The 26,187-nt window shown below is 54.6% G+C and carries 20 protein-coding genes and 5 pseudogenes; 17 read left to right on the forward strand and 8 right to left on the reverse strand.

What is annotated here, in order from left to right; translation table 11 throughout:
* Positions 1–152: 152 nt before the first annotated feature.
* Positions 153–797: a TenA family protein gene (locus tag TU92_RS08475; RefSeq protein ID WP_112166170.1), complete on the reverse strand. Its 645-nt coding sequence runs from the start codon at positions 795–797 to the stop codon at positions 153–155.
* A complete protein-coding gene (locus tag TU92_RS08480; RefSeq protein ID WP_112166172.1) occupies positions 797–1,642 on the reverse strand; it encodes a BtpA/SgcQ family protein in 846 nt (281 codons plus the stop codon). The genes TU92_RS08475 and TU92_RS08480 overlap by 1 nt, the downstream gene beginning before the upstream one ends.
* Positions 1,643–1,669: 27 nt before the next feature.
* Here TU92_RS08480 and TU92_RS08485 point away from each other — a divergent pair, with 27 nt between their 5' ends.
* On the forward strand, positions 1,670–2,536 hold the full coding sequence (locus tag TU92_RS08485; protein ID WP_112166174.1) for a PfkB family carbohydrate kinase: 867 nt from the start codon (positions 1,670–1,672) through the stop codon (positions 2,534–2,536).
* Between the two features lie 43 nt (positions 2,537–2,579).
* Here TU92_RS08485 and TU92_RS08490 read toward each other — a convergent pair whose 3' ends face one another.
* Positions 2,580–3,530: an ABC transporter substrate-binding protein gene (locus TU92_RS08490; protein WP_112166176.1), complete on the reverse strand. Its 951-nt coding sequence runs from the start codon at positions 3,528–3,530 to the stop codon at positions 2,580–2,582.
* 437 nt (positions 3,531–3,967) lie between these two features.
* Between TU92_RS08490 and TU92_RS08495 the strand changes: the two are divergent.
* From TU92_RS08495 to TU92_RS08520, 6 genes and pseudogenes are all read left to right on the forward strand, one after another.
* Positions 3,968–4,917: pseudogene (locus TU92_RS08495) on the forward strand (LacI family DNA-binding transcriptional regulator).
* Positions 4,918–5,284: 367 nt separating this feature from the next.
* Positions 5,285–6,031, forward strand: coding sequence for an ATP-binding cassette domain-containing protein (locus TU92_RS08500; protein WP_167457496.1), 747 nt, complete (start codon positions 5,285–5,287; stop codon positions 6,029–6,031).
* Positions 6,032–6,051: 20 nt separating this feature from the next.
* A complete protein-coding gene (locus tag TU92_RS08505; protein WP_167457495.1) occupies positions 6,052–7,053 on the forward strand; it encodes an ABC transporter permease in 1,002 nt (333 codons plus the stop codon).
* Positions 7,054–7,056: 3 nt separating this feature from the next.
* Positions 7,057–8,139 carry a phosphotriesterase family protein gene (locus TU92_RS08510; protein WP_112166182.1) on the forward strand — a complete coding sequence of 361 codons (1,083 nt, stop codon included), beginning with the start codon at positions 7,057–7,059 and terminating at the stop codon, positions 8,137–8,139.
* A 10-nt stretch (positions 8,140–8,149) separates the two neighbouring features.
* Positions 8,150–8,905, forward strand: coding sequence for a glutamine amidotransferase (locus tag TU92_RS08515; RefSeq protein WP_112166185.1), 756 nt, complete (start codon positions 8,150–8,152; stop codon positions 8,903–8,905).
* Entirely contained in the window at positions 8,905–10,023 is a 1,119-nt protein-coding gene (locus TU92_RS08520) for a M20 family metallopeptidase (RefSeq protein WP_112166187.1), read from the forward strand. Before TU92_RS08515 ends, TU92_RS08520 begins: the two co-directional genes overlap by 1 nt.
* 65 nt (positions 10,024–10,088) lie before the next feature.
* On the opposite strand, the gene fhuE is transcribed toward TU92_RS08520, so the two are convergent.
* Positions 10,089–12,305 (reverse strand): ferric-rhodotorulic acid/ferric-coprogen receptor FhuE, encoded by a 2,217-nt coding sequence (fhuE, locus tag TU92_RS08525; protein WP_112166189.1) that lies wholly within the window; start codon positions 12,303–12,305, stop codon positions 10,089–10,091.
* A 490-nt stretch (positions 12,306–12,795) separates the two neighbouring features.
* On the opposite strand from fhuE, the gene TU92_RS08530 reads away from it, so the two are divergent.
* The 7 genes and pseudogenes from TU92_RS08530 to TU92_RS08560 all read left to right on the forward strand — a co-directional run bounded on the left by TU92_RS08530 (position 12,796) and on the right by TU92_RS08560 (position 21,306).
* A complete protein-coding gene (locus TU92_RS08530; RefSeq protein ID WP_112166191.1) occupies positions 12,796–13,698 on the forward strand; it encodes a homocysteine S-methyltransferase family protein in 903 nt (300 codons plus the stop codon).
* Between the two features lie 72 nt (positions 13,699–13,770).
* Complete coding sequence (locus tag TU92_RS08535) at positions 13,771–15,312, forward strand: ABC transporter substrate-binding protein (protein ID WP_208640463.1); 1,542 nt, start codon at positions 13,771–13,773, stop codon at positions 15,310–15,312.
* Positions 15,313–15,325: 13 nt separating this feature from the next.
* Positions 15,326–16,342 (forward strand): ABC transporter permease, encoded by a 1,017-nt coding sequence (locus TU92_RS08540; RefSeq protein WP_414060356.1) that lies wholly within the window; start codon positions 15,326–15,328, stop codon positions 16,340–16,342.
* 18 nt (positions 16,343–16,360) lie between these two features.
* Positions 16,361–17,176: an ABC transporter permease gene (locus tag TU92_RS08545; RefSeq protein ID WP_112166195.1), complete on the forward strand. Its 816-nt coding sequence runs from the start codon at positions 16,361–16,363 to the stop codon at positions 17,174–17,176.
* Positions 17,173–18,756, forward strand: coding sequence for an ABC transporter ATP-binding protein (locus TU92_RS08550; protein ID WP_112166197.1), 1,584 nt, complete (start codon positions 17,173–17,175; stop codon positions 18,754–18,756). Before TU92_RS08545 ends, TU92_RS08550 begins: the two co-directional genes overlap by 4 nt.
* A 15-nt stretch (positions 18,757–18,771) precedes the next feature.
* Positions 18,772–19,416: pseudogene (locus tag TU92_RS08555) on the forward strand (hypothetical protein).
* Positions 19,417–19,635: 219 nt separating this feature from the next.
* The gene (locus TU92_RS08560; RefSeq protein ID WP_112166199.1) at positions 19,636–21,306 is read left to right on the forward strand and encodes a methyl-accepting chemotaxis protein; all 1,671 of its coding nucleotides are present in this window, start codon (positions 19,636–19,638) and stop codon (positions 21,304–21,306) included.
* A 72-nt stretch (positions 21,307–21,378) separates the two neighbouring features.
* On the opposite strand, the pseudogene TU92_RS08565 reads toward TU92_RS08560, so the two are convergent.
* A pseudogene (locus TU92_RS08565) lies at positions 21,379–21,829 on the reverse strand (GNAT family N-acetyltransferase).
* A gap of 116 nt (positions 21,830–21,945) precedes the next feature.
* On the opposite strand from TU92_RS08565, the gene TU92_RS08570 reads away from it, so the two are divergent.
* Positions 21,946–22,317, forward strand: a complete 372-nt coding sequence (locus tag TU92_RS08570) for a YebG family protein (RefSeq protein ID WP_112166203.1) — start codon at positions 21,946–21,948, stop codon at positions 22,315–22,317.
* Between the two features lie 66 nt (positions 22,318–22,383).
* On the opposite strand, the pseudogene TU92_RS08575 reads toward TU92_RS08570, so the two are convergent.
* A pseudogene (locus tag TU92_RS08575) lies at positions 22,384–24,239 on the reverse strand (M48 family metallopeptidase).
* A gap of 279 nt (positions 24,240–24,518) precedes the next feature.
* Positions 24,519–24,878, reverse strand: coding sequence for a hypothetical protein (locus tag TU92_RS08580; RefSeq protein WP_208640460.1), 360 nt, complete (start codon positions 24,876–24,878; stop codon positions 24,519–24,521).
* A gap of 87 nt (positions 24,879–24,965) precedes the next feature.
* Here TU92_RS08580 and TU92_RS08585 point away from each other — a divergent pair, with 87 nt between their 5' ends.
* Entirely contained in the window at positions 24,966–25,307 is a 342-nt protein-coding gene (locus TU92_RS08585; protein WP_112166205.1) for a hypothetical protein, read from the forward strand.
* Between the two features lie 82 nt (positions 25,308–25,389).
* A complete protein-coding gene (locus tag TU92_RS08590; protein ID WP_112166207.1) occupies positions 25,390–25,944 on the forward strand; it encodes a hypothetical protein in 555 nt (184 codons plus the stop codon).
* Positions 25,945–26,017: 73 nt separating this feature from the next.
* Here the strand turns inward: TU92_RS08590 and TU92_RS22445 are convergent.
* Positions 26,018–26,178, reverse strand: a pseudogene (locus tag TU92_RS22445) (hypothetical protein); the annotation flags it as partial.
* Positions 26,179–26,187: the final 9 nt, after the last annotated feature.

Raw genomic sequence — 26,187 nt, forward strand, 5'->3', positions numbered from 1 at the left:
ATTGCCTGCCATTATCAAAAAGAGGCGAGAAGGAAATAGCGAATTAGTAAATGTATTAATTTACATCATAGAAACTCTCCTATTATTGAAAATAAAAAAGCCGCATTCCTGCGGCTTTTTGCATCGGTTTTTGTCAAAAACCAACAGATCTTCTACGTTTTATACGCTGCGCTGTGAAAGTCAATTTCCCATTGCAGTACGTGGCCGTAAAGCACTGACAGCGAGGTCTGTTCACCCGGTGTCAGTTCCTCTGCACAGCGGTCCAGTTCCGCTTTTAGCCAGCACGCCTGCTGATAGAATTCGTCTTCTGCGTGCATTTCTATCCATCGGCGTATGTCCTGGTCGCGCTGACTTTTTTCGCTCACCCGACGGCACCAGGCGTAATACATCCACTCTGCGCCAAACATCAGCGTGATGATTTCGGCATAGCTGCCGAGTTGTGCCACCTTCAGCATGTTGTCGCTAAAATTTCTGACGCCGGGAAGACAGTCCGGATAGTCCGCCGGATTGACCTGCCGCTTCGCCAGTACGTCTTCAAACCAGGCGATCTGTGTATCCACCAGTGCATTCAGCACGCCTATCAGCCAGCGTTGTTGCTGGATAGCCGGTGCCTTGCTGACAGCCAGCGCAAAAATGGCAATCGCCGTCGCGACGAACTGGCCTTCAAAGACCAGATAGCGATTAAATACATCGGCTGGCAACGTATCGCGCTCAATGTCGCAGACAAACGGATGCTGCTGCATCCTTTGCCAGACATCCTGATGCTCGCGCAAAAGCCGGTCGGTGAACGCTTCCATCACTCCGCCTCCAGCACGGTACGCGCGGCTTCCATGAAGTGTTTCACCCGCGCCAGCTCGACGTCGTTCCACCACACGCCATTTACTTTTAATGCACTGGCGACAATCACACCCTGCGTGCGCGAGAGGATTTCGCCGACGTTCTCCGGCGTGACGCCCGAACCCACCAGCAAAGGCAGCTCGGTGGCGCTGCGGATTTCGTCGATCTCGCTCAGAGTTGCGCTGTCGCCGGTGCGCTGACCGGTAGCGATCACTGCATCTGCTTCGAAGAAATCGACATCGCGCGTCAGCTCTTTAATCGAACGGTCAGCGACAATTGCGTGGCTGCCGTGTTTAACGTGGCTGTCTGCGAAAACGCGGATGTGTTCGGCGCGTAACAGGCTGCGGTAGCGCAATGCTTTGGCCGCTGCGCCTTCGATGAAACCTTCATTAGCGATGTAGGCATTCGCCCACTGGTTGACGCGTACAAAATCCGCGCCGCCGGAAAGGGCAGTCGCCAGCGCCGGAATGGCGGCATTCGCCAGTACATTAATGCCGAGCGGCACATCAAAGCGGGTGCGGATCCGGTCGGTAATCACCGCCATCAGCGCGGAGGTCTCCGGGCCGATGTCTTCGGGTTTGGAAAAGGGGATATCGCCATGATTTTCAATAATCAGGCCGTGAACGCCGCCGGAAATATAATTATCGGCATCGCGAAGTGCACGCTCGATAATATCATTGATTGATTTTCCGTTGTATTTTGGCGCACCAGGGAAAGGATCACAATGAATAACGCCAATGACCGCTTTCTTTCGTGAAAAAATAGCTTGTATTGCATTGATTTTTTCTGCTGATATAGAAACCATCTTCTTCATCCTGTTCAAGGAAACACTATGCGTGTTTATGTTGTCGGTAATATTACTGTCGATGAAAACTGGGCAATTGCCGATATTCCGACAAAAGGTTCATCCGTTCATGGAAATAAAGTCTCACAGGACATTGGCGGAAAGGGCGCCAATCAGGCAATTCTGCTTTCCCGCTGTGGAATAGACACCACGTTAATCGCCGCCATTGGGCATGATGTGAATGGCCAATGGATAACGAAAAAAATGCGTGACGAAACCCTGCGCGTTTTACCTGCCGCGTTATTCTCCGGTAACAGCGATACGTCGCTGATTTTTAACTGTGCCGATGGCGATAACGCCATTATTACTACCACCACTGCGGCCGATTCCTTAAGCCTCGAGACGCTCACTCAGGCGCTGAAAGATGCCGTGCCCGGCGATGTAATGCTGATGCAGGGCAACTTTACGTTCGACAAAACCCGCAGCCTGTTTCAGCTGGCGAAATCACGCGGCATGACCACGGTGTTTAACCCCTCTCCGGTCAAACCGGAATTCGCCCTCCTGTGGCCGTGGGTGGATATCGCCGTGCTTAACCAGCTGGAAGCGGAAGAACTGCAACCTGTCGGCGTCAAAAATCTGGTGATCACCCAGGGTGCAAAGGGTGCGACGCTGGCGACGCAAACGGATCAAGCCTTTTGCCCGGCTGTCGCCGCTCAGGCGGTGGATACCACCGGTGCGGGCGACACTTTTCTGGCGGTGATGCTGGCTTCCTCGCTGCTGCGAGGTACCGGCATTGACCCGTTATCCCTCGCGCACGCCAGTCAGGCTGCGGCGATTACCGTCGGGCGTCCCGGTACCTACAGCGCATTTCCTGTCGCGGCAGAGCTGAAATCCTTACTAAAGCGCACCACCTGAAACATCAAAAACCGGCTCGCATAATGCGGGCCGGTTTGCCGGTTTATTTAAACAGCGGGCGGTAGGTATCGACGTTAGTTTTCGTGACCACGGTGGCCGGAACCAGAATTTTCTTCGGCACGGTTTTACCGGCGGTGATGTCGTTCAATGCCTTCAGCGCCTGTACGCCCATCTGCTCCGGATCCTGTTGCAACACAGCGGCGACGTAACCGCCGTCAATGCCGGTGATGGCTTTCGCCGTCAAATCCCAGCCAAAGACTTTGATGTCTTTCTGGCGTCCCTGGTTCTCCACGGCGGCAATGGCACCGAGCAGCGCGGGTTCGCCGGTCGCGTAAATCGCCGTGAGATTCGGGTTGGCGGTGATCAGGTTTTCCGCCGCCGTCATCGCGCTGTCCTGCACGTTACGTCCGTCCACCACGTCGGCCACGGTTATCTTCTTGTTGGCTTTAATTGTGTCGGTGAAACCTTTCTGACGATCGTTCTGAATGGCAGAGTTAAGTGCGCCGACGATGCCGACGTCCGCTTTGTCATTCATGTTTTTCTTCACGTATTCAAGGAAGTATTTGCCGAGGATTTTACCGCCTTCAATATTATCCACGCCGACCTGCGCCGCCTGCGGCCCGTCCGGCAACACTGCATCAATGGCGATCACCGGGATGTGTGCCGCTGCCGCTTCTTTAATCGCGGGCATAATGCCGTTGACGTCGATGGCATCGACCAGAATGCCTTTCACACCCTGCTGAATATAGTTTTCGATGGCGTCATTCTGAGCTACCGGATTATCGGTGGCATTAAAAATCACCAGATTTTTGCCGCTGGCTTTGGCTGCGTCCGTGGCCCCTTTATTCATGAGGTTAAAGAACAACGCCTGCTGGTTAATTTGCACCAGTGCATAAGTGGGCTCTGCGGCTATTGCGCCAGACATATAAGTTCCTGACGCAAATATTGCGCTGGCCAGTGCTAAAACACGAAATTTTCCGGTGTTGAATATCATTGTTTTTGTCCTCATGGGAATTGAGATATAACCAGCATTGCCCTGGCGAATAATCGCTGAGCACAGAATGTGTTGGCAGGACAAATAGCAGAGTGATCGTCGTAAAACCTGTTCAAAAAAAACAGGCTGACCGCAGAGGCCGTCAAAAAACATTTTCGCGACCGGTCCGTTTCGGTGCGTGGATAAAATGCTTCAGGTCGGTTGGGAATTGCTTCCCGGGTGGTGCAGGTAAACTGGCTATTACAATTCTCTGCTTAGGATTTTTTGTCAAGCGCTATTTTTAAGCGGCGCGCAGGCGGTGGAAAATGCTATAACTCTTGCGCGTAGTTATGTTACTGATACCTTTTATCCAACGTGGTCTGATGATGAAAAAACGTGTGCTGTTATCCGATGTAGCAAACCTGGCAGGCCTCTCCAAGGCTACGGTGTCGCGCTATATGAATCACAGCATCGTTCTGCCGCAGGCCACCGTCACCCGGATTGAATCGGCCATTGCCGAGCTCGATTATCGTGGTAACAGCCTCGCGCGCCGCCTGAGCAAAGGCGGCAGCGAAACACTCGGGCTGGTCCTGTCGGATATCACCAACCCCTTCTTTGCCGAACTGGCGGACGCCGCCGAAGAAGCTGCGTTCGAAAACGGCTACAGCCTGGTGCTGTGCATCACCCGCAATAATCCCGAGAAGGAAAGCCAGTTTATTCACTGGCTGGATACCTGCCAGGTCGACGGTTTGCTGTTCGCCACCAACCGGCCAGATAATGGTTCGCTGCGCAAAGAAATTCAGCGTCATCAGCGAATTGTCTTGCTCGATGAAGACATTCCCGGCAGCTGCGCGCCGAAAGTTTTTGCTGACAACGAGCAGGGCGGCAGGCTCGCGACTGAACAACTGATCGCCGCCGGGCACCGCGAGATCGCGTTTATCGGCGGGCCGGATGCGCTGATGAGCGTGCGTGAACGCTATCAGGGCTTTTGCACCGCGCTGGCGCAGGCCGGGCTGAGCTGCCGCCGGAATGGGTGATGTACGGCGATTACCGCCGCGAATTCGGCCAGCGCGCGCTTCACCAGCTGTTCAGCCGACCGCAACGCCCGACCGCCGTCTTTGCCGCCAGCGACTTTCTGGTGCTCGGTTTACTCGACGGTCTGCGCGACTTTGGACTGCGCGCACCGCAGGCGTTGTCGTTGGTGGGGTTCGATGATGCCAGCTATGCCGATTTCACCCAGCCGCGCATCTCCACCATCCGCCAGCCCGCACGGGAACTGGGGCGGACGGCGGTCAGTCTGATGCTGCGCCTGCTCAACGGTGAGGAAAATGTTCCCGCAGAAACGCGCCTGCCGGTCAGCTGGGTAGGGCGAGATTCCATTCAAAACCTGTTACCTGATCCAAAATAGCGCAAAATGCGCACAGTTTTAGCGCAATCCTTGTTCTCCCCGCTTTAAAAACCTCTGAGTCAGTAAACCGGTTTACTGGCCTGATAAAAATTATTCAACGCAATTACAGCCAGTTAGAAAACCCGGATCCTCTTGCCCCTGCGCTCTGGCACGGAAGCTGCTTAGTCTACTTCGGCTGGTAAGTAGTAAAGCGTTTTGTCCCACGGGCACTGGAGACAGTTCTGCTATTCAGGTAAACCGGTTTACAAGGGTGTAAGCCGTGAACAGCAGAACTTTTTTTCTCCCCGCCTTCAAACCCCTTACAACCGAAATCGGGTGACAGGAGTTCCAGATGCAACAGGCTAAACCCGGCGTACCGCGGGTAGAAATGGTCAATATCACCAAGACCTACGGGTCAATTCGTTCACTGCGCGGCGTGAATCTCAAGCTGGAACCGGGCGAAGTGCTGGGGCTGGTGGGGGATAACGGTGCGGGGAAATCGACGCTGACCAAAGTGCTGTCCGGCGCGGTGGTGCCGACCAGCGGAGCCATCCGCGTGGACGGCGAAGAGATGCACTTTACCAATCCGGCGGATGCCCGCCGTTGCCATATCGAAATGGTGTATCAGGATCTCTCGCTGTGCGACACCGTCGATGTCGCGGGAAATCTGTTTATGGGACGTGAGCCAATGAAACATCTGCTCGGGATCCCCTTTTTGGATCAAACCAAAATGCACGCCGATGCGCGGGAAATGCTCAAAGGACTGGGGATTTCGATTCCTGACACTCATCTGCTGGTACGCAATCTCTCCGGCGGTCAGCGACAGGCGATTGCCATTGCCCGCGCGGCGGCGTTCGATCCGAAAGTGCTGATCATGGATGAACCCACGGCCGCACTGGCGGTGGCCGAAGTCGAAGCGGTGCTGGAATTGATCCGCCGGGTCAGCGCCCGTGGCGTTAGCGTCATTTTAATCACCCACCGTTTACAGGATTTATTCCTGGTTTGTGACCGCATCATGGTGATGTACGAAGGCACCAACGTCGCGGATCGCAAGGTGGCTGAAACCAGTCTGGGTGACATTGTGAATCTGATTGTCGGCGAGAAATTCACCGCACAATCTGCCGCCGCGCATTGAGGTAAAACAGGATGAGTATGATCAACTTAAGTGGTTCACGGGTTATCCGGCACTCGCTGCCGCGGCGCATATTGCATAACCACTCGGGCGTAGTGAGCATTGCGCTGTTTTTTATCTTCTGTTGCGTGGTCTTTTCGCTTATCACCAACAACTTTCTCAGCAGCACTAACTGGCTGAACATCGTCCGCCAGAGTGCGCCGCTGCTGATCGTCGCCACCGCCATGACACTGGTGATCACGACCGGTGGTATCGATCTCTCGGTCGGCTCCACGCTGGCGCTGGTCGGTGCGCTGTCGGCGATTGCGCTTAATTACTGGGGATTGCCGTGGCCGGTGGTGCTGGTTGGCGGGTTAGTGCTCGGCGGTCTGGTCGGTGCCATCAACGGATTCTTTATCGCCTACGAAGGCATTCCGGCGTTTATCGTCACCCTCGCCATGCTGGCGGTGGTACGCGGCGTTGCGCTACTGATTACCCAGGGATATTCGATTCCGATCCCGGAAGACAGCCTTTTTGCCTTTATGGGGCGCGCCTGGGTTATTGGCATTCCAATGCCTGCCCTGATCGCCATCATTGCGCTGGCCGTCGGACATATCGTGTTGAATCACATGCGCTTTGGCCGCTATGTGACCGCCATTGGTGCGAATGCTGAAGGCGCGCGCCGCAGCGGAATCAACACCAAAGCCGTCACGCTTCGTGTCTATGTCATCAGCGGCATGGCCGCCGCACTGGCGGGGATGATTATCACCGCGCGGCTCGGCAGCGGGTCGTCGAATCAGGGTGAAGGCTTTGAATTGCAGGTCATCGCCGCCGTGGTGCTCGGCAGCACCAGCCTGTTTGGCGGTTTCGGCACCATCATCGGCACGTTGCTGGGCGCGATGTCGATTGCGATTATTCAGAACGGCCTGATTCTCTCGCACATTTCCCCGTTCTACACCCAGATTGCTACCGGCACCATCATCCTGCTGGCCATCTGGCTGAACACCCGCATTCTCAATCCGGCGCGATCGCCGTCGAAAGGATAGCCGATGAAAGGATCAATTTTTCGTCACGCCGATCCGCTGCCGGTGGGCGTGGGCAGCGGTCAGGTGATGACCGTGCTTGGGCCGATGCCGTTAGCCGAAATGGGCGTAACGCTGATGCATGAACACATTCTGCTGGATGCCTCCGGTAAGTGGGTCGCGCCGTGCTGTTGCAGCGATCGTCACGTCGCCGAAATGCCGGTCTCAATCGAAAATCTGGGCGAGCTGTCACTCAATCCGCTGATGAGCCGCGACAACTGCCAGCTGTTCGATGTGGACGTGGCGATTGAGGAGCTGCTGAAGTACCGCGCGCTGGGCGGGCAAACAGTGGTCGATCCGACCAATATCGGTATTGGCCGCGATCCTAAAGCGTTGCAACGGATTTCACGCCTCACCGGCCTGAACATTGTGATGGGCACCGGTTTGTATCTCGAGCCGTCGCACCCGGAATGGGTGAAAAGTATCTCGCTGGAACAGCTGACCGAAAAGCTGATTTATGACGTCGGCGGTGCGGAGAATAAGCCGGAGGTGATTGCCGGGCTTATTGGCGAAATCGGTGTTTCCAGCCGTTTTACGCCGGATGAGGAAAAATCGCTGCGCGCGGCGGGCAGGGCGAGCGCCGCTACCGGCGTACCGATCGAGGTACATCTGCCGGGCTGGGAACGGCTTGGCCACAAAGTGCTGGATATCCTCGAACACGAAGGGGCAGATCTGCGCCACACCGTGTTGTGCCACATGAATCCAAGCTTTGCGGATAAACGCTATCAGCGCGAACTGGCGCAACGCGGCGCGTTCCTCGAATACGACATGATCGGCATGAGCTACTACTACGCCGATGAATCTGCTCAATCTCCGTCTGACGAAGAGAATGCGCGGGCGATTCGCGAGCTGATTGATGACGGTTTCATCGGGCAGATTCTGCTGTCGCAGGACGTATTTTTAAAAACCATGTTAACCCGCTACGGCGGGCACGGTTACGGCTACATCCTGAAGCATTTTGTTCCCCGTCTGCGTCGGCATGGCGTCAGCGGCGAGCAGTTGGAAAACCTCATGATTAAAAACCCGCAGCGCGTCTTTGGCGGGGAATAAGGAGAAAGTGATGAAGAAGAAAATCCTGCTGGTGGGCGAATCCTGGACCAGCACATCCACGCACATCAAAGGTTTTGATCAGTTTGCCACAGCGACCTGGCACAACGGCGCGACCGGTTTTCTTGCCGCGCTGGCGGACAGCGAGTATGAGATCACCCACATGACCGCCCACGACGCGCCGGTCAGTTTTCCACTCACACTCGCCCGGCTTCAGGAGTGGGACGCCATCATTCTTTCCGATATCGGCGCCAATACGCTGCTGCTGCACCCGGATACCTGGTTGAAAAGTCAGCGCACTGCCAACCGCCTGACGCTTATTCATGATTACGTGGCGGCAGGCGGCAGCCTGATGATGATCGGCGGGTATTACAGTTTTCAGGGGATCAACGGCGGCGCGCGTTATCGCAATACCGCCGTGGAAAAAGTGCTGCCGGTGCGCTGTCTGGCGTGGGATGACCGCATCGAAACCCCGGAAGGTATTTATCCTGACATCAAAGAGCCGCACGCCGTGTTTACCGATATCACCGGTGACTGGCCGTGGCTGCTCGGCTACAACGAAGTTGAGATGCATCCGGAAGGCAAACTGCTGGCAACGGTGGCCGGAACGCAGCATCCGCTGGTCGCGGTGCGGGAATATCAGCAGGGGCGATCGCTGGTGTGGACCAGTGATATGTCCGCGCACTGGCTGCCGGAAGAGTTCGCCGCATGGCCGGGCTACCGCCAGCTGTGGGTGAACTGTCTGGACTGGCTGACGGGTAAAGCCTGATGACCGGCCACACGTTAGCGCTGGCACAGCAACTGCTCGGCTTTGACACCATCAATCCGCCCGGCGACGAAGCGGCCTGCATGGCGTTTTTTGCCGGCTGGCTGGAGACGCAGGGTTTTGACGTCACGCTCAGCGGCTTTGGCGAAAAGCGTGTCAATCTGATCGCGAAAATGCCGGGCAGCCAGCCCGGCAAACCGCTGGCCTTCACCGGCCATCTGGACACCGTGCCGCTGGGGAATCAGACCTGGCAGCACGATCCCTTTGGGTCAGACGTCACTGCCGAAAAGTTGTACGGACGGGGGGCGAGCGATATGAAAGCGGCGGTCGCGGCGTTTGCCGTAGCCTGCGTGACGCATCAGACCGCCATTCGCGCCGGAAAGGGCGTCGTCATGATCATTACCGGTGGGGAAGAAACCGGCTGCGACGGGGCGAAAGCGCTGATCGACGAAGGGATGCTGCCACCGGTCGGGGCGCTGATCGTCGGTGAACCGACCGCTAACTATCCGGTTATTGGCCATAAAGGCGCGTTATGGCTGCGCTGCGAAACGCGCGGTAAAACCGCCCACGGCGCGATGCCGGAGCTGGGGGTTAACGCTATTTATCTCGCCACTGAAGCGCTGGGAAAAATTCAGCATTTCGAACCGGGCGCGTCGCACCCGCTGATGAAAAAGCCGACGCTGAACGTCGGACGTATTCATGGCGGGCTGAACATCAATTCGGTGCCCGATCATACCGAATTTGACGTGGATATCCGCACCGCGCCAAACCTGCAACATGCGACCATTCGCCAGAATCTCACCACTGCACTCGGTGACAACGTCACGATTTCCACGCTGGTCGATTTGCCTGCGGTGCTCAGTGCGCAAGATAACAGTTGGATAAGCAACGTCTACCGGCGATGTCAGTCGCTGCACGCCGCCACGCTTGAGGCGAAAATCATGCCGTATTTCACCGATGCGTCGTTGCTGTTACCGGCACTGAATCATCCGCCGTGCATTATTCTCGGGCCGGGTGAGCCGGGTATGGCGCATCAGACAGATGAATATTGTCTGCTGAGCCGTCTGGCGGAAGCGGAATATCTGTATGGCGAGCTGATTGTCGACTGGCAGGAACACTAGGGCGGGAAAAGCCGCGACCGGCAGAGTGATCATGCCGGTCGCGGTGTTTATATAAAGAAGAAAAATCAGAAGCTGTAGTTTGCCGTCACCGACACGTTACGCGGTTCGCCGTACACCACATACTGGTTCACGCTGGTGTCGTATTCCTTATCGAACAGGTTATTGATGTTCGCCTGCACGGAAAGCTGTCTGGTCACCTGGTAACGGCTGAACAGGTTAACCAGCGCGTAGCTGCCCTGTTCGGCATGACGGGTGCCATCGCCATCAGGACCGGCAACATCACTCCAGACGTGAGTCTGCCAGTTCACACCGCCGCCGATGGTCAGATCCTGCAACTGCGGTAAACGGTAACTGGTGAACAGGCGCAACTGAGTACGCGGTTGTTCCGGATTCACGGCATCGTCATTTTCATCTTCGGCCACGTAACGCGTGCCGCCGAAGGTCATCTGCCAGTTGTCCGTCACTGCGCCATTCACTTCAAACTCAACGCCACGGCTCACGGTGCCGTTTTTACCTTCATACGCATAATCCTGCGTGCCCGGAATAACGCGGCCGGTGGATTGCGCGACGTTATCTAGCTCTGCACGGAAGACCGACACCGAGGTGGTGAGACGGCTGTTAAACCAGTCGGATTTCACGCCCGCTTCGTAGTTTTTGCCGATGACCGGTGACAGGTAAGCACCGTTGATGTCGCGGTAGGTCTGTGGCTGGAACACCGAGGTATAGCTGGCGTACGTTGACCAGTTGTCGTTGATGTCGAACACCAGGCCGGCGTACGGCGTGATGTTGTTCTTCTCAATCTGATCCGTCAGCGTGTGTGAATTCCAGTTGGTATAACGCGCGCCCAAAATCATGTGCAGCGGATCTGCCAGAGAAAGACGGGTGGCGATATAGCCAGATTTCTGGCGGATCACGTCTTCCTGTGCCAGCGAGCGCGGGCCCCAGTCGGTTTCAGGGAACTGGCTGTTGTAATTGTTAAAGTTACCCAGCTCTTCGGAGGAGATATTGGCGAAGGCACTGTAGTAAGTGTTTTGTTGTTTGCTGTAGCTGACACCGGTCATCAGCTCATGCTCGCGGCCAAACAGTTCGAAGGGGCCGCTGGCGAAGGTATCGACGGAATCCACTTTGCGCTTGCCGGTGTTGTAGCCGGTGCCGCCGACAACCGGATAACCGGCGTAAGAAGAGACGCCCGCGCCGGTGTTTTTATCGAAGTAACCGTCGATGTACAGCATTTTACTGTCGATCATCGTTTCGTTATGCGTGCCGTTCAGGGTCAGCGTCCAGCCGTTATCGAATGACTGTTTGATCGTAGTGAAGAGTTTTTTAGTCTCTTTATTACTGTATGCCCAGTCCGGCGCAGAGTTGAAACCACGGCGATAACTGGTTTTGCTGCCGTCGATGTACCAGCGCGGCATTCCACCCCAGGTCGGGCTGTCGGTGTCGTTTTGCTGGAATTCATAACCGGCGGAGAGCAAGGTCGAATCGGTCAGATCCGCATCCACGGCGGCGTAGACGAATTTTTTTGTTGCGCCGTAGCGTTCGACGTAGCTGTTTTTGTCCTCATAGCCGGTGACCAGACGGCCACGCACGTTGCCGGATTCACTCAGCGGCGTAGAGAGATCGGCGACATAACGCTGTTTGTTCCAGCTGCCGTAGGTGGCGGATACATTGCCGGTAAACTCTTTGCTGTCGGCGTGTTTACGTACCATGTTCACCGACGCGGAAGGGTTACCAGGGCCGGTCATCAGGCCGGTCGCGCCGCGCACCACTTCAATACGTTCATACAACGCGGTATCTGATTCGGCGTCGCCCAGATTCCAACGCGGTTCGAAGACCGTCGGAATGCCGTCAGTCATATAGTTGTCGATCAGGAACCCGCGTGAGTAATAGGTCCGGCGATCCATATCGGCCACGCTTTGTGAAATGCCGGTGGTGTTATTGAGCACGTCACCGAGGGACAGCAGTTGCTGATCCTGCATACGCTGTTTGCTGATAATGGTGACCGACTGAGGAATATCACGCTGCGTCAGCAGCATCTTGGTGCCTGCGGTGGTAACCGGCACGCTGTAATCCTGCGCGGTGCTGCCGGTGTCGTTGCCGCCGGTCTGACCGGTCACAACCACCGTATCGTCGGCGGCTTTGGGTGCCGTGGTTTCTGCCGCATGAACGGAATGAAGGGAAGAAGAAACAAAGAGAGCAATCACGGAAAGTGAAAGTTTCCGGCCTGCATTATTTCTCTTCTGCGCTGACTGAACTGGATGGATCCCTGAAACGGACAACATTGTGATTCTCCAAACGATTATTTTATTTTTGGATACTGCTTTTACTTCGCCACTGTTTTTTAGTTTTTTATCGCGTGATTGCCCTGCTAAACACATCCGCCAGACCCGCAAAAACACAGGCCGGAAGGGGGATTCGAGCGTGCAGTCAATAAAACGAATGAGAATAATACGCATTGAGCTTTAAGGTGTAAATAAATATAACAAAGGTAAATTTCATGACGGAATTGGGAAAAAGTGCAGAAAAGACGAAGGGTTTATATTAGCGAGACTTAAGCGAAATAATTGTCACAAAAGCCCGTGGAATGTGTTTCGGGTATCGTGTTTATTTATATTTTCATTGCATCCAATAAACACAATGAATGAATTTCGCTTAGTTTAGCCATTAAGAAATCTAGACATCTAAACGTTCGTTTTGTAGAGTGGTGCCAACTTTCGGGAAACGCTGGGGCGGACGTTGATTCGCTTACGAAAAACACCAGGTGACGACACAATGATCAATAACATTCAAATCCTCGATGGCGGCATGGGTCGCGAACTGGCCCGCATGGGCGCGCCGTTTCGTCAGCCTGAGTGGTCGGCGCTGGCGCTCATTGAAGCCCCGCATTTTGTCCGCACCGCCCATGATGCTTTTATTGCCGCCGGTTCTCAGGTGATTACAACCAATAGCTACGCTGTGGTGCCTTTTCATATCAGCGACGCCGTATTTGCTGAGCAGGGTGCGGCGCTGATTGCGCTTTCCGGCAAGCTGGCGCGTGAAGCCGCCGATGCCGCGCAGACGCCGGTAAAAGTGGCCGGTTCTCTTCCTCCGGTGCTGGGCTCTTACCGCCCGGATCTGTTCGAGCCGGTAGCGGCGAAAAAATTACTCAAGGTGCTGGTGGAAAATCTGACCAGTACTGTGGATATCTGGCTGGCAGAAACCCAGAGTTCGGTGGCGGAAGTGGAAGCCGTGCGCGACGTGCTGGGCGATGACCCGCGTCCGCTGTGGTTTTCGTTTACCTTGCAGGATCAGCTGGATGAACAGGGCCGCGCGCATCTGCGCTCCGGTGAATCCATCGAAGAGGCGGTTGCGGCAGTATTGCGTTTATCCGCCAGCGCGATTTTATTCAACTGTAGCCGCCCGGAAGTGATGGCTGCCGCGGTGCAGGCCGCACGCGCTGCGCTTAACGCAGAAAATTCTGCACTGGATATCGGCGTGTACGCCAACGCCTTCGAGCCTTCAGATAACCAACGCGGTGCCAATGAAGGGCTGAGCAAAATGCGTCAGGATACGGATCCTGCTGGTTATCTGGATTTCGCCGAGGACTGGGTGGCGCAGGGCGCGACGCTGGTTGGCGGCTGCTGTGGTATCGGACCGGAACACATTGCCGCGCTGAAACAGGCGTTCAGTAAATAGCATCATTAAAAATAAAAATTATTGAATCAGAGCTTGAGGGCGAATGCCCTCAGTGACAGGGGATAAAACATGATCGATCGTCGTTCGTTTATTAAAAGCGCGGGGGCACTTTCCATCGCCGCCGCCACCAGTTCCACCTGGCTGGGCAAAGCCTTTGCCGCCGAAGCGGAAAAACCAAAGAAGGGCGGTCACCTGGTGGTGGGCGTCGATAACGCCTCCAGCACCGACCGTCTGGATCCGGCGTTCTGGTTCGAAACCTACATGTACTTTGTCGGCTCGCAGCTGTTCAACAATCTGGTCGAAATCGACGAGAGCGCCAAACTTGCGCCTTCGCTGGCCGAATCCTGGGCATCGACCGATGGCAGCAAAACCTGGGTGCTGAAAATCCGTCAGGGCGTGCAGTTCCACGATGGCCGCTCGCTTGGCGCAAAAGACGTGGTGTACTCCCTGAATCACCACCGTGGCGAGAAATCCACCTCACCGGTGAAAGGCTATCTGGAAACCGCCAGCTCGATTGAAGCGACCGGCGAATATGAAGTCACCATCAAACTGACCGCGCCGGACGTCGAATTCGTCTGGTTGCTGAGCGCCGTGCATTTTGCGATCACCGCCGAAAACGAAAGTTTCGATAAAGGCATCGGCACCGGGGCGTTCATTCTGGAGAAATTCCAGCCGGGCGTGACCACCCTGACCAAACGCAATCCGAACTACTGGAACAGCGAACGCGGCCACGTGGATTCGGTAGAAACGCTGGCGATGAACGATTCCACCGCACGCGTTGCGGCGCTGGTCAGCGGCTCCGCGCAGCTCATTAACCGCGTGAACCCGCGCATTGTCAGCCGTATCGAACGCATGCCAAATCTGAAACTGGTGCGCGCCAAAGACAGCATGATTTATACCTTCCCAGGGCTGTCGAATCTGGCGCCGTTCGATAATGTCGATGGCCGTCTGGCGCTGAAATACGCGATCGACCGCCAGCAAATTATTGATACTGTGCTTGGCGGTTACGCCAGCGTGGCCAACGACAATCCGATCTTCCCGTCGAACCGTTACTTCGCCAAAGATATTCCGCAGCGTCCGTATGACCCTGAAAAAGCGCAGTTCCACTGGAAGAAATCTGGCTTCAGCGGCCCGCTGACGCTTAACGTCGCCGACGCCGGTTTTCCGGGCGCGGTCGATGCCGGTCAGCTTTATCAGCAATCTGCCGCGAAAGCCGGGATCAATCTTAACGTGGTGCGCGTGCCGGACGATGCGTTCTGGAATGACATCTGGCAGAAGAAAGCCTTTGTGTCGTCAAACTGGGCGAACCGTCCGACCGCCGATGCGCTGCTTTCTTTAGTGTTCACCAGCCAGTCTTCGTGGAATGAGTCCGCCTGGCACGTTCCGGCCTTTGATGCGATGGTGAAAGCCGCGCGCGGTGAGCCGGACGAAGCCCGCCGTAAGCAGATTTACCATGATATTCAGGTGATGCTGGTCGACCAGGGCAGTGAAATCATTCCGCTGTATGCCGATGCGCTCGATGGCTGTTCAACAAAAATTAAAGGGTTCACCTCCGTTCCGGGAATGCCGCTCAGTGGCAACCGTGCGGCAGAGAAAGTCTGGATCGAAGGCTGAGCCGGGTAAAATAATGTCTGATTTGTCCTCACCAAATACAACTCAACGGCCTGCGGGCCGTTTTTCGCTCCTCCGTTCGTCGCTTTTCGGCATGGTGCTGGTGCGCCTGTTTTACGGCGTGCTGATCGTGCTGGCGGTCTCCGTGCTGATTTTCGCCGGGGTGCAACTGTTACCGGGTAATGCCGCGACGGCGATCCTCGGTCAGAGCGCCACGCCTGACGCTATCCGCGAACTGAACCTGCAACTCGGTCTGGATAAACCGGCGGTCAGCCGCTATCTGGGCTGGCTGTTTGGCATTCTGCACGGCGATTTCGGCACCAGTTTCTCTACCCGTGAAGCCATCAGCGGCCCGTTGTTTACCCGTCTGGGTAACACGCTGTTTCTGGCCGGATGCACCGCCGCCATCGCCGTTCCGCTGGCGCTTTTAATCGGCTTTATCTCCGTGCGCTATCACGGCAGCTGGGTCGATACGCTGCTCAACGCCGTCACCCGTGCCACCGTGGCGCTGCCGGAATTTTTCTCCGGCTATCTGCTGATCCTGATTTTTGCCATCACGCTGGCGTGGGCGCCGAGCAACAGCAGCATCACGGCAGACATGCCGCTGGGCGCTAAACTCTCGGCGATTTCACTGCCGTGTGCCACGCTGGTGCTGGCGATCCTCGGACACATGAGCAACATGACCCGCGCGGCGCTGATTGCCGCGCAAAGCTCAGCCTACGTAGACACCGCGCTGCTGAAAGGGCTTGCGCCGTCGCGCATTCTCTGGCGTCACGTGCTGCCGAACGCCATCGGTCCGATTATCAACGTGGTGGCCATCAATCTGGCCTATCTGATGGTCGGTGTGGTGATTGTCGAGAACGTCTTTGTGTATCCGGGGCTCGGGCAATACATGGTCGACAGCATCAGCAAACGTGACATTCCTGTGATGCAGGACTGTGCGCTGTTGCTGGCCGGGATTTATATCCTGCTGAATTTGCTGGCAGATGTGATGGCGCTGGTCGCCAATCCGCGTTTACGCCACAACCGCTGACTTTTAGGAATTGCTGCAATGCCTGCTTTAAAACCTTCCTCGATACTCGGCCTGCTGGTGCTGAGTCTCTTTATTCTTATCGCGATTTTCGCGCCGTGGCTGGCACCGCACGCGCCAGATCAGACGCTCGGCATGTCCTGGGATTTACCGGGGCTAAACGCTATTTTGGGCACCGATAATCTCGGTCGCGACCTGCTCTCAAGGCTGATCTGGGGCACGCGCGTCTCGCTCGGCGTCACCGCGCTTGCAGCGCTGGTGGCGTTTGCGGTCGGCTGTACGCTGGGCTTTATCGCGGGTCTGCGCGGCGGCTGGCTGGATCAGGTGATTTCTCGCTGTAACGACATTGTGATGGCGATCCCGACGCTGATTCTGGCGCTGATCGTCCTCGCCGTGCTGCCAAAAACGATTCCGGTGCTGACGCTGGTGCTGGGTCTGCTGGAATCCACCCGCGTCCTGCGCGTGGCAAGATCGCTGGCGGTGGATATCGGCGTGATGGAATTTGTGGATGTGGCGCGTCTGCGAGGCGAAAGCCTCGGCTGGATCCTCTGGCATGTCATTTTACCCAACGCGCTACAGACGCTGATCGCCGAATTCGGCCTGCGTTTTATCTTTATTCTGCTGTTCCTGTCGGCGCTGTCTTTCCTCGGATTAGGCATTCAGCCGCCGACCGCCGACTGGGGCGGGCTGGCGCGTGACAACAAAGACGGCATTCTGTTTGGCGTCTGGGCGGCGCTGGTGCCCGGCGGCGCGATTGCCGTGCTGGCGCTGGCGGTGAACGCCGTGGCGGACTGGCTGATGAGTGGTACCACCCGCGTGTGGGGGAGAAAAGGATGAGCCTGTTAACCGTAACAAAACTGTCTGTGGTTTCCGCCGGTAAAAACCCGCGCACGTTAGTCGATAATGTCTCTTTCACGGTCAAACGCGGCGAAGTGCTGGGGCTGATTGGTGAATCCGGTGCGGGGAAATCCACCATCGGGCTGGCGATCCTCGGGCATTGCCGTCAGGGGATGCGCATTGAAACCGGCAGTATTCTGTTCAACGGGCAGGAGCTGACCACGCTGTCCGACCGCCGCTTACGGCAGGTGCGCGGACGGCATATCGCCTATGTGGCGCAGTCCGCTGGCGCGGCCTTTAATCCGGCGATCACCTTGGGCGAACAGGTGATTGAAGCGTCGCTGAGGCATAAAGTGTATGACCGCCAGCAGGCGCAGGCGAAGGCCATTGAGTTGTTTGAACTGCTCGGTTTGCCGCAGCCTCAGCAGTTTTATCAGCGCTATCCGCATCAGGTTTCCGGTGGGCAGTTACAGCGCGCGATGATCGCTATGGCGCTGTGCGCAGGACCCGAACTGCTGATTTTCGATGAGCCGACTACCGCGCTGGATGTCACCACGCAGCTCGGCGTACTGAAAGCCATCAGTGATGTGATCCGCATTTTCGGCGTGGCGGCGATTTATATCAGTCACGATCTGGCGGTTGTCGCGCAAATCAGCGATCAGATTATGGTATTGCAGCAGGGCAAAACCGTGGAACAGGCACCGGTAGAACAGCTTCTGACCCAGCCGCAGCAGGATTACACCCGCCGCCTTCTGCATGCGCAGGGCGAGGTAAAAAAGCCACAAACCGGCGAGGCACCGGTCGCGCTGTTTATCGACAACATCAGTGCCCGCTACCATGCGCAGGCGGTTTTGCAGAATGTCTCACTGACCCTGCCTCGCGGTCGCACACTGGCGGTGATCGGTGAATCCGGCTCGGGGAAATCGACGCTCGGCAAAGTCATTTGCGGGCTGCTCAGCCCGGAAGCCGGAGAAGTGAGTCTGGAAAGGCAAACACTGCCCGCCAGTTTGCGGCAGCGCAGCCGTACGCAACTGCGCGACGTGCAGCTAATCCATCAGATCCCGGATACCGCCCTGAACCCGAAAGAACGCGTCGGCAGCCAGATCGCCCGCGTGCTGGCCTGTTTCTCCGATCTCAGCCGCAGCCAGCGCGACACACGCGTCAGTGAGTTGCTGGCGCAGGTCGGACTGCACGCTGAACTGGCGGAACGATTTCCTTCTGCGCTTTCCGGCGGCCAGAAGCAGCGCGTCTGTATTGCGCGGGCGCTGGCGGCGCAGCCGAAACTGATTGTGTGTGATGAACCGACGTCGGCACTCGATCCGCTGGTCGCCCGCGACGTGCTGGCGTTGCTGCGTAAAATCCAGCAGGACACCGGCATTTCCTATCTGTTTATCACCCATGATTTGCAGGTGGTGCGCGAAATTGCAGACGACGTTGCGGTACTGAAAGCAGGCAGGATTGTGCGTCAGGGGCCGGTTGCTTCTACACTGGTGGAACCGCTGGATGATTACACCCGCGAACTGCTGCGTTCGGTGCCAGAAATGCGCGTCGGCTGGCTGGAAGAAACCCTGACTGCCTGATCACAAGGAAGAATGATGTTACGCAAAGTGCACTTTTTCACCCTCCCGGCGCTGGTGGCGTCGGTATTTCTGCTCACCGGTTGCCCGCCACCTTATGAGAATGAGCAATGACAACGGCCTTCAACGACACAGGAAGGCGTACGGGCGGCGATGGTCAAATGTGGCTATCAGTTCAGAACCGTGACCTACGAACCGGATAATTTCACCGCACTGCGCTTTCAGTGTATGCATAAGCAGGGATTTACCTATAAAGGCGGTTTCGATTTTTGCGACGTCAGAACACAGCTTCCGGCCTGTGTAGCGCAAAAGCGCGGGCATGAACTCAGCCTGAAAGAACTTGAGGCGCTGCCGTTTGACGCTGACAGAGGTTTTTATGACATCAAACCTGAAAGCGGAATGAAGGAATACGATCAGGTCAGCTGGCGCAGAAAAGGCGCATCACAACATTTCTCGCATGTCAGTGAAAATCAACGAGAGGCAATACCCGTTATGTACGCCTGTGGTTATCCACATCCGCTGGGATCGAACCCGGTTTCACCTTCCATTGGTCGCGCTGCACAGGCGCAAAAATGTATGGATGAAAAGGGCTTTGAACCGGTCAACAAACTGCAATTAGTGTGTACTGCCTATCCGCAGGTGACTGGCTGCCCTAAAGCGTAATTTCCGTTTATAACGTTACTTTGTTCAGTAACGTTATAAATTCATTCACCTCTCTTTACACTTTCCCGTAAATATCCCGCCTAAAGTTCCCCTTATTCATACCGATAACTCATTTGAATTTAATAATCATTAGAAAGTAGTCCCGCTATGTAATCATCAATATTTTGAATTATTTTTCATTGTATTTGTTTTTATTGGCCCGGAAATAAGGGAAATAACATGTTTAAACTGATCAACAATATGCGCGTGGGCAGCCGCTTAGGTGCCGCATTCGGCCTCATCATCCTGCTTTTAATCATCGTCAGTGCCACCGCCGTCATAAAAATTAGCAGTATTAACAGCAGTATTGAGCAAATTGTAAACGACCGTTATGTGAAAGTCCGTCTGGCATTTGATGTTCGCGACGGGGTGAATGACCAGATAAAGTTTTTGCGCGGAATAGTCATTGATACTAAAAATCCGGAGCAAAATAAAAAACGTTATTTACAGCTCGACGACACCATCAAACAAACCAATCTCGCGATGGATAAAATTGCCGCTATTCAGTCCACCCCGACCGGTAAACAAAAAATTAAAGCACTGCAGGATGCCAGTGATGTCTTTGAAGCGGGTAAAGAAGAACTGATACGTTTAGCCCAGGCCGGTGATGTGGAGGGCGCGACAGAATATGTGCTGCGTAAACTCACCACTTCTCAGAATGCCTATCTGGGGCTGGCGACCGCCTTTGCTGATTCTCAGGATGCGCAGTTACAAGCCGAAGGTAAAAAAGCCGTCGCCGATGGACAAACCGCGATTGAGCTGACGCTGGTCTTCTCCCTGATTGCCGTGCTGCTGGCAATGATCATGGGGTATTTCCTGACCCGCTCGATCATCCGTCCGCTCGGTACCGCCGTGCAGGTGGCTGAAAGCGTGGCCGCCGGAGACCTGACCACAGAAATCCGCGTGACCTCCTCCGATGAAACCGGCCAGCTCATGCAGGGGCTGAAAAATATGAACGAAAATCTGCTGCGCATCGTGACTGAGGTCCGTTCAGGCACGCAGGCGATCAGCAGCGCGTCCAGCCAGATCGCCGCCGGTAATCTGGATTTGTCCTCGCGTACCGAAGAGCAGGCCAGTTCACTGGAAGAAACCGCCTCGGCGATGGAACAGATAACCGCCACCGTAAAACAGAATGCCGAAAACGCGCGTCAGGCTAATCAGCTGGCGGCACAGGCATCACGCGTGGCCGTCGAAGGGGGCGAAGTGGTCGGGCAGGTGGTCAGCACCATGGAGGGAATCAACGTTTCTTCACGCAAAATTGTCGATATCATTTCTGTGATTGACGGCATCGCCTTCCAGACCAACATTCTGGCGCTGAATGCCGCGGTAGAAGCTGCCCGTGCTGGTGAACAGGGGCGTGGTTTTGCGGTTGTGGCCTCTGAAGTCCGCAATCTGGCGCAACGTTCTGCTTCTGCGGCGAAAGAAATCAAAGTACTGATCGACGATTCGGTATCGAAAGTCGATAACGGCACGCAACTGGTCGCCAAAGCCGGTGCCACCATGGCAGAAGTGGTGTCCAGCGTGAAGAACGTGACGGATATCGTCGGCGAGATTTCTATCGCCAGCCATGAGCAAAGCACCGGAATCGAAGAGATCAACAAAGCCATTACACAAATGGATGAAGTGACGCAGCAGAACGCCGCGCTGGTGCAGGAAGCCTCGTCGGCAGCGTACTCGCTGAACGAGCAGGCCGAGCGTCTGGCGGAATCGATCAGCATCTTTAAAGTCAGCGCCGCGGCGGTAAATACTGCGCTACGCCAGCCGTCGCCGCTGAAAAGACCTGCACTGTTGTCTGGCCGCGCGCGTTTACCGGCTGATAAAACTGACGAAGGCTCCTGGGAGACGTTCTAAAATCCGGGAAATATTTTCAGGTAAAACGTGAAACTTCTGACGCCTGCGGTTCGGGCGTCAGAGGTGCAGCAACTAGTGTTTGTTGAGATAGATGTCCGGACGCGATCGCCCACGCGTAATCCGGCGTATTGACTGGCTCATAGCCAAACTTCTTGTAAAGCCACGGCGCCGTGGTGGTAAACAGCATCATGCGACGCAATCGCGCGGTAACCGGGTGTGACTGACAGCATTCCACTAACCATCCCCCCAGATTTTTGCCCTGATAATCCTCGAGAACATACACATCGCACAGGTAGGCAAAGGTGGCATAATCGGTGATAAATCTGGCAAAACCAATCTGTTTGTCTCCGTCGAACAACCCGAAATTCAGGCTATTGGCGATGGCATCGCGCACGGTCTGTTCATCAATACCTTCCGCCCAGGTCGAACGGGTCAGGTAATGCTGGATGGCTGAAATATCCATCTTTTCAATGTCTGTGGTGATGAGGTACCCGTCTTTCGTCCAGCATTGCACATCTTTCATTGATATCACCGTATAATGAGCCCGTTAAAATACTAACGTAAAAATTTAAATGTATGATGTCAACGTCATCCATTGTTGATATGCTGTATATAATTACAGTATAAGGAGTGAGAATCATGGCTGTTGAAACAAAATTTGTTGTCGTCAGAAAAGGTGAAGAAAAAATGACATTTGCCAATAAGAAAGAAGCGGACGCCTACGACAAAATGCTCGACATGGCAGATGCTTTTACTGACTGGCTGTTACAGAGCGAAATCGAGATCGACGAGGTTCTGGCGGAAAACATTGCGCTGCACCTTGCCGAGCAGAAAGATACCGTTCAGCATATCCTGCGCACCAGCAAACTGCCGGAAGCAGAAACGGCACCTGCCGACGTGAAAGCCGACGCTGAAACAGCAGAAGAGACACCTGTTGAAGACGCGGACGTGGCAGAATACACCGAAGACGCTGTAAAAACGAAAAAGGTTCGCGCGATTAAAGCGGCCTGATGAAAAAACAGAGCCCCGCTGAACACATCTCACAAGGTGTTCAGCGGGGCTTTTCGTTACCGGCTTTTAGCTTTGCGCAGCGGCAGCCTCTTCCTCTTGCTGCAACGCACGCACCGTCTGGTGACGATGCCAGTAATAACCCAGCGTATTTTTAAACCCTTCAATTTCCTTTTTCAGACCTGGCAGGCGGATCTCACTGCGTTTTTTCCCTTGCGCATTCGGCTGGACGTGTTGCAGATACAGCACCTCAGTGCCGAACTGGCGGATCACGTTGATGTTCTTCACGTTATCCCACTCCAGTAATTCCCCCGTTTTAGGCTTTACGACGCCCTGATAGGTGATCTCGATTTGAGAACCATCTTTCAGCGTAAAGGCCACCGGCGGGAAATGTTTTAGTACCAGCGCCGTCTCTTCTTCGCCCTCAGGCTGATAACGCCACGCCAGACTTTCTTCATGTACCGATGAGAAATCACGCTCGTACTTCTGCCACAGCTGCTGCTCAATCTGTTCGGCAACCGGCATCAGATCCACCCAGCTTTCAGCAGGGGGTTCAGCTGCAATCGCGGCATAGCCCAACTCTTCCACGTGGTAATCGACGTTGCGCATTCTTTCCGTCAGCGGCGGGTGGGAGTCAAACGGGTGCGGTACATCCTGCTCGCGCATCAGGCTGATAAAGTCTGGCGAGCTGACGTGTTGCGGCAGACCTGCGGCTATCGCTTTGCTGATCCCCAACTCGTTCTCATGCAGGGTTTTGTTATCGAACAGGGTACGTTCGACTTCGCTGCGATAGCTGGCATAGGCTGAGATTTTAATCAGTGATTCGATAATCGCGGCAGGCGTGGTGTGCGTCGCTGCGCTGCGATCGGCAATGAACTCACGTTCACGGCTGTTACGCTGCCATGCCAGTTCGAACAACATGCGGTACAGGCACAGAGGATAAAAGACGATAAGCGTCGCGACGTTCTGACCCATCAGGTGCGTATACATATCAAAACGGTGCAGCTTCGGCCCGAGCAGCGCGCCTGATGCGGTATCGCCTTCATGCAGATGTGTCAGCTCATGCACCATCACGCCGTCGGCCTGTGCGGTGGTCAGCTGGCGCAACAGGGGGATACTGACGTACAACTTGCGGCCACTCAGTGGATGCTCGTTGACGCTTAGCGGCGCTTCGGTCACATAGAAGTTAGTATCAATGCCGGCAATGATATGGTCAGGCGGTGTCGTTCCGACTTTGGCCGCCAGCGTATCAATACGTGCCCACAGCGCGGGCGCGGCGTCGCGCGTTACGACTTCACCTTCGATCCCGTCTTCACGCGGCAGCTTTTTAAAGATGCCTTTGATCATGTAGAACATCCCGGCCAGCACCAGCAGGCGACCGCCATCACCAGTTTTGGATAGTAGGTTTGCGTGAAGAATGCCGTGCCCCAGAACGAGAGCCAGACCAGCATCGCACCTTGCACTAATACTTCCAGCGCACTGGCCAGCATCAGGAAATGACGGGCCAGTGTCAGGCTCAGCAATTGTCCCTGGCGATTCCTGAAAGCGAGGGCGCTGAACAGCAACACCATCAGCAGCACAACAGCGCTGGCGATAAGCGTCCAGAATGCCACTTTGTCCATCATGTAGAATTGCCACAGTTCGGACTTCTCGGCGCACACCGCATTTTTATAATCGAGCAGATCTTCCGACACGGGGCCGCAGACGCTGGAGGGTGGATTTTGTTGCAGGAAATCCGTCAGTTTACCGACGTCCTGATTTTGCCCGCGGGCGTCATCAATAAAGATCTGAGTATATTGTTGGTTAAGCTGATTACTGCCGTATTCAGCAAATACCAGCGTGATGGCGGGGATCAAAAATAGCGTGACCAGAAGCCAGAAGAATACCTTTGCATAACCTTTTTTCAATGCCGTTAATTTATTCAAAATAGAAACTCGCTAACTGTCTGTTAGAGGGACAAGCTGCTTATATCAGGCAATACCGAAAGAAGGATTAACGGCATAAGGGGAAATGCGCGAGATCCTTCTCTGGCGTGCATCAGCTATATTAACTTTATGAATTGTGAAGCGTTGCTATAAGACGATATTTTATCCGTCGCGACAAGCTATTATTTGTTTTTCGGATTATTTACCTTGCGAATAGCGCGCATTGCAGTTGCAGTCTGCAATTGTTTCAGAAACGGCGAGGGTAATTTGAGTTAAGTTTTATTTCATCGGATTGATTCGATGCCGGAAATGAGGCGGATAAACCATCATGTCTGATGGCCATGAATATTCAATGTTTGATAAAACCAATAATGCCGCAAACCACCACCATAGCCAGGGAAGGCCACTGCATGGGAATATAAAAGAAGTGGTGTCGAACACCGTCATCATAATTTTTCTGTTGATTATCAATCCCATAACCGTATTGATAGCCGCGCCAATGCCCACGCCTAACAGGAACTGCATTAATGAGACATCACCCTTTTTCACACTCGGATCGGGCCATAACCACATTAACAATAGTACAGTAACAATCGGCATTAAAAGGGTCATAATACCGGCGCCGCGATATATCAGCATGCAAGAACTCCTCGCCATTATCGAAAAAATACGCTAATTTCGACAGAGATTATGCATTATTCGATTTGAAACTCAAGGATATCAGCCATGATAGTATGGAGCGGAGTAGGGTTTTTTATCGCCGTGTTGATTTCGATTACCTACGTATTTTTAAAATGGATTGTCGATATCATTTGGCAGGAAGGTTATTTTTCTGCGCATTTATGGGCAACAGGGGCTACATTTATACTGGCATCTATTCTGTGCTGCATTTTTGTCTACGCGATCAAACAGGAAAAGCTCCTGGCGTACGTGGCAAAGATGACCGACAGTCAGCCGATGTTTGAACCGGAAAGAACGCACAAATTCTTTTTTATCCCGGTACGGTATTGGCCACTTATTTTGTTTTTAGTCGGCTCGGGAATATGTATTCGCGATCTGATGAAATAACCCTCTCTATATTATGGGTACTCCGCGCACTGTCGCAGGGTAATTCATACAGAGAATTTTTACAGGAAGAAGGGAGTTCTACATGAAGTTAAGAAAATCAATCAATCTGATGGGATCATTGTGCCTGCTGACGGTACTCGGCGGCGCAGCCACACTGGCTAGCGCAGCGGAAGTGAAAGCACCGGCAGCCGCAGCCACCACCCAAACTGTGACGTTGCTCAACGGTAAACAGGTATTTAACCTGACGGGTTATGAAGTGCAGCCTGTGCCGGGCGGTGGTCCGGGTAAAATGTACGTCAGCAAGCAGGAAAAACGCGTTCTGCTGATTGGCGAAGATGACATCCCGCTGGTTGCCCGTGCCGCCAGCGATGCTGATTTCCTTGAAGGTATGAAAACGATCAAGGATAAACAGAAACAGGCTTCACCAAGCTACACTGTGACCAGCGAAAAGATGGAAAACGTCAAAGGGCTGGAAGTTGACCACATCGAAGCCACAGATAAAATGGACGGCAAAGATGTTCTGCAGGCTACCTTGCTGGCTGCCGGCGAGAAAAAGTTCACCGTGATTCAGGTGATCTCTGGCGCAAAAGACAAAGCAGGGCACACCGCTGCCGTGAACAACATTCTCGGTAAATAAGTTACTGTAATGTCGATGTCTTGAGAAAGCCCCTGTGGAGGTCAATGCCGCAGGGGCTTTTGCGTATACAGGCTTATCCGAAGATCCACTGTACGCTGATGACGAAAACAGACGGGATGCTGATCCCGCTTCCCCCCCAAAGTCGTCGGTGAAGTTGTACTGAATCGCGTGATAAATATAAGGTGAGAAACCATTACCGGTGACTTTCTTGAAATTGTTATACGATCCGTGATCAATGAATAC

The sequence above is a fragment of the Rahnella inusitata genome, from assembly GCF_003263515.1.
In the GTDB taxonomy this organism is placed as follows: domain Bacteria; phylum Pseudomonadota; class Gammaproteobacteria; order Enterobacterales; family Enterobacteriaceae; genus Rahnella; species Rahnella inusitata.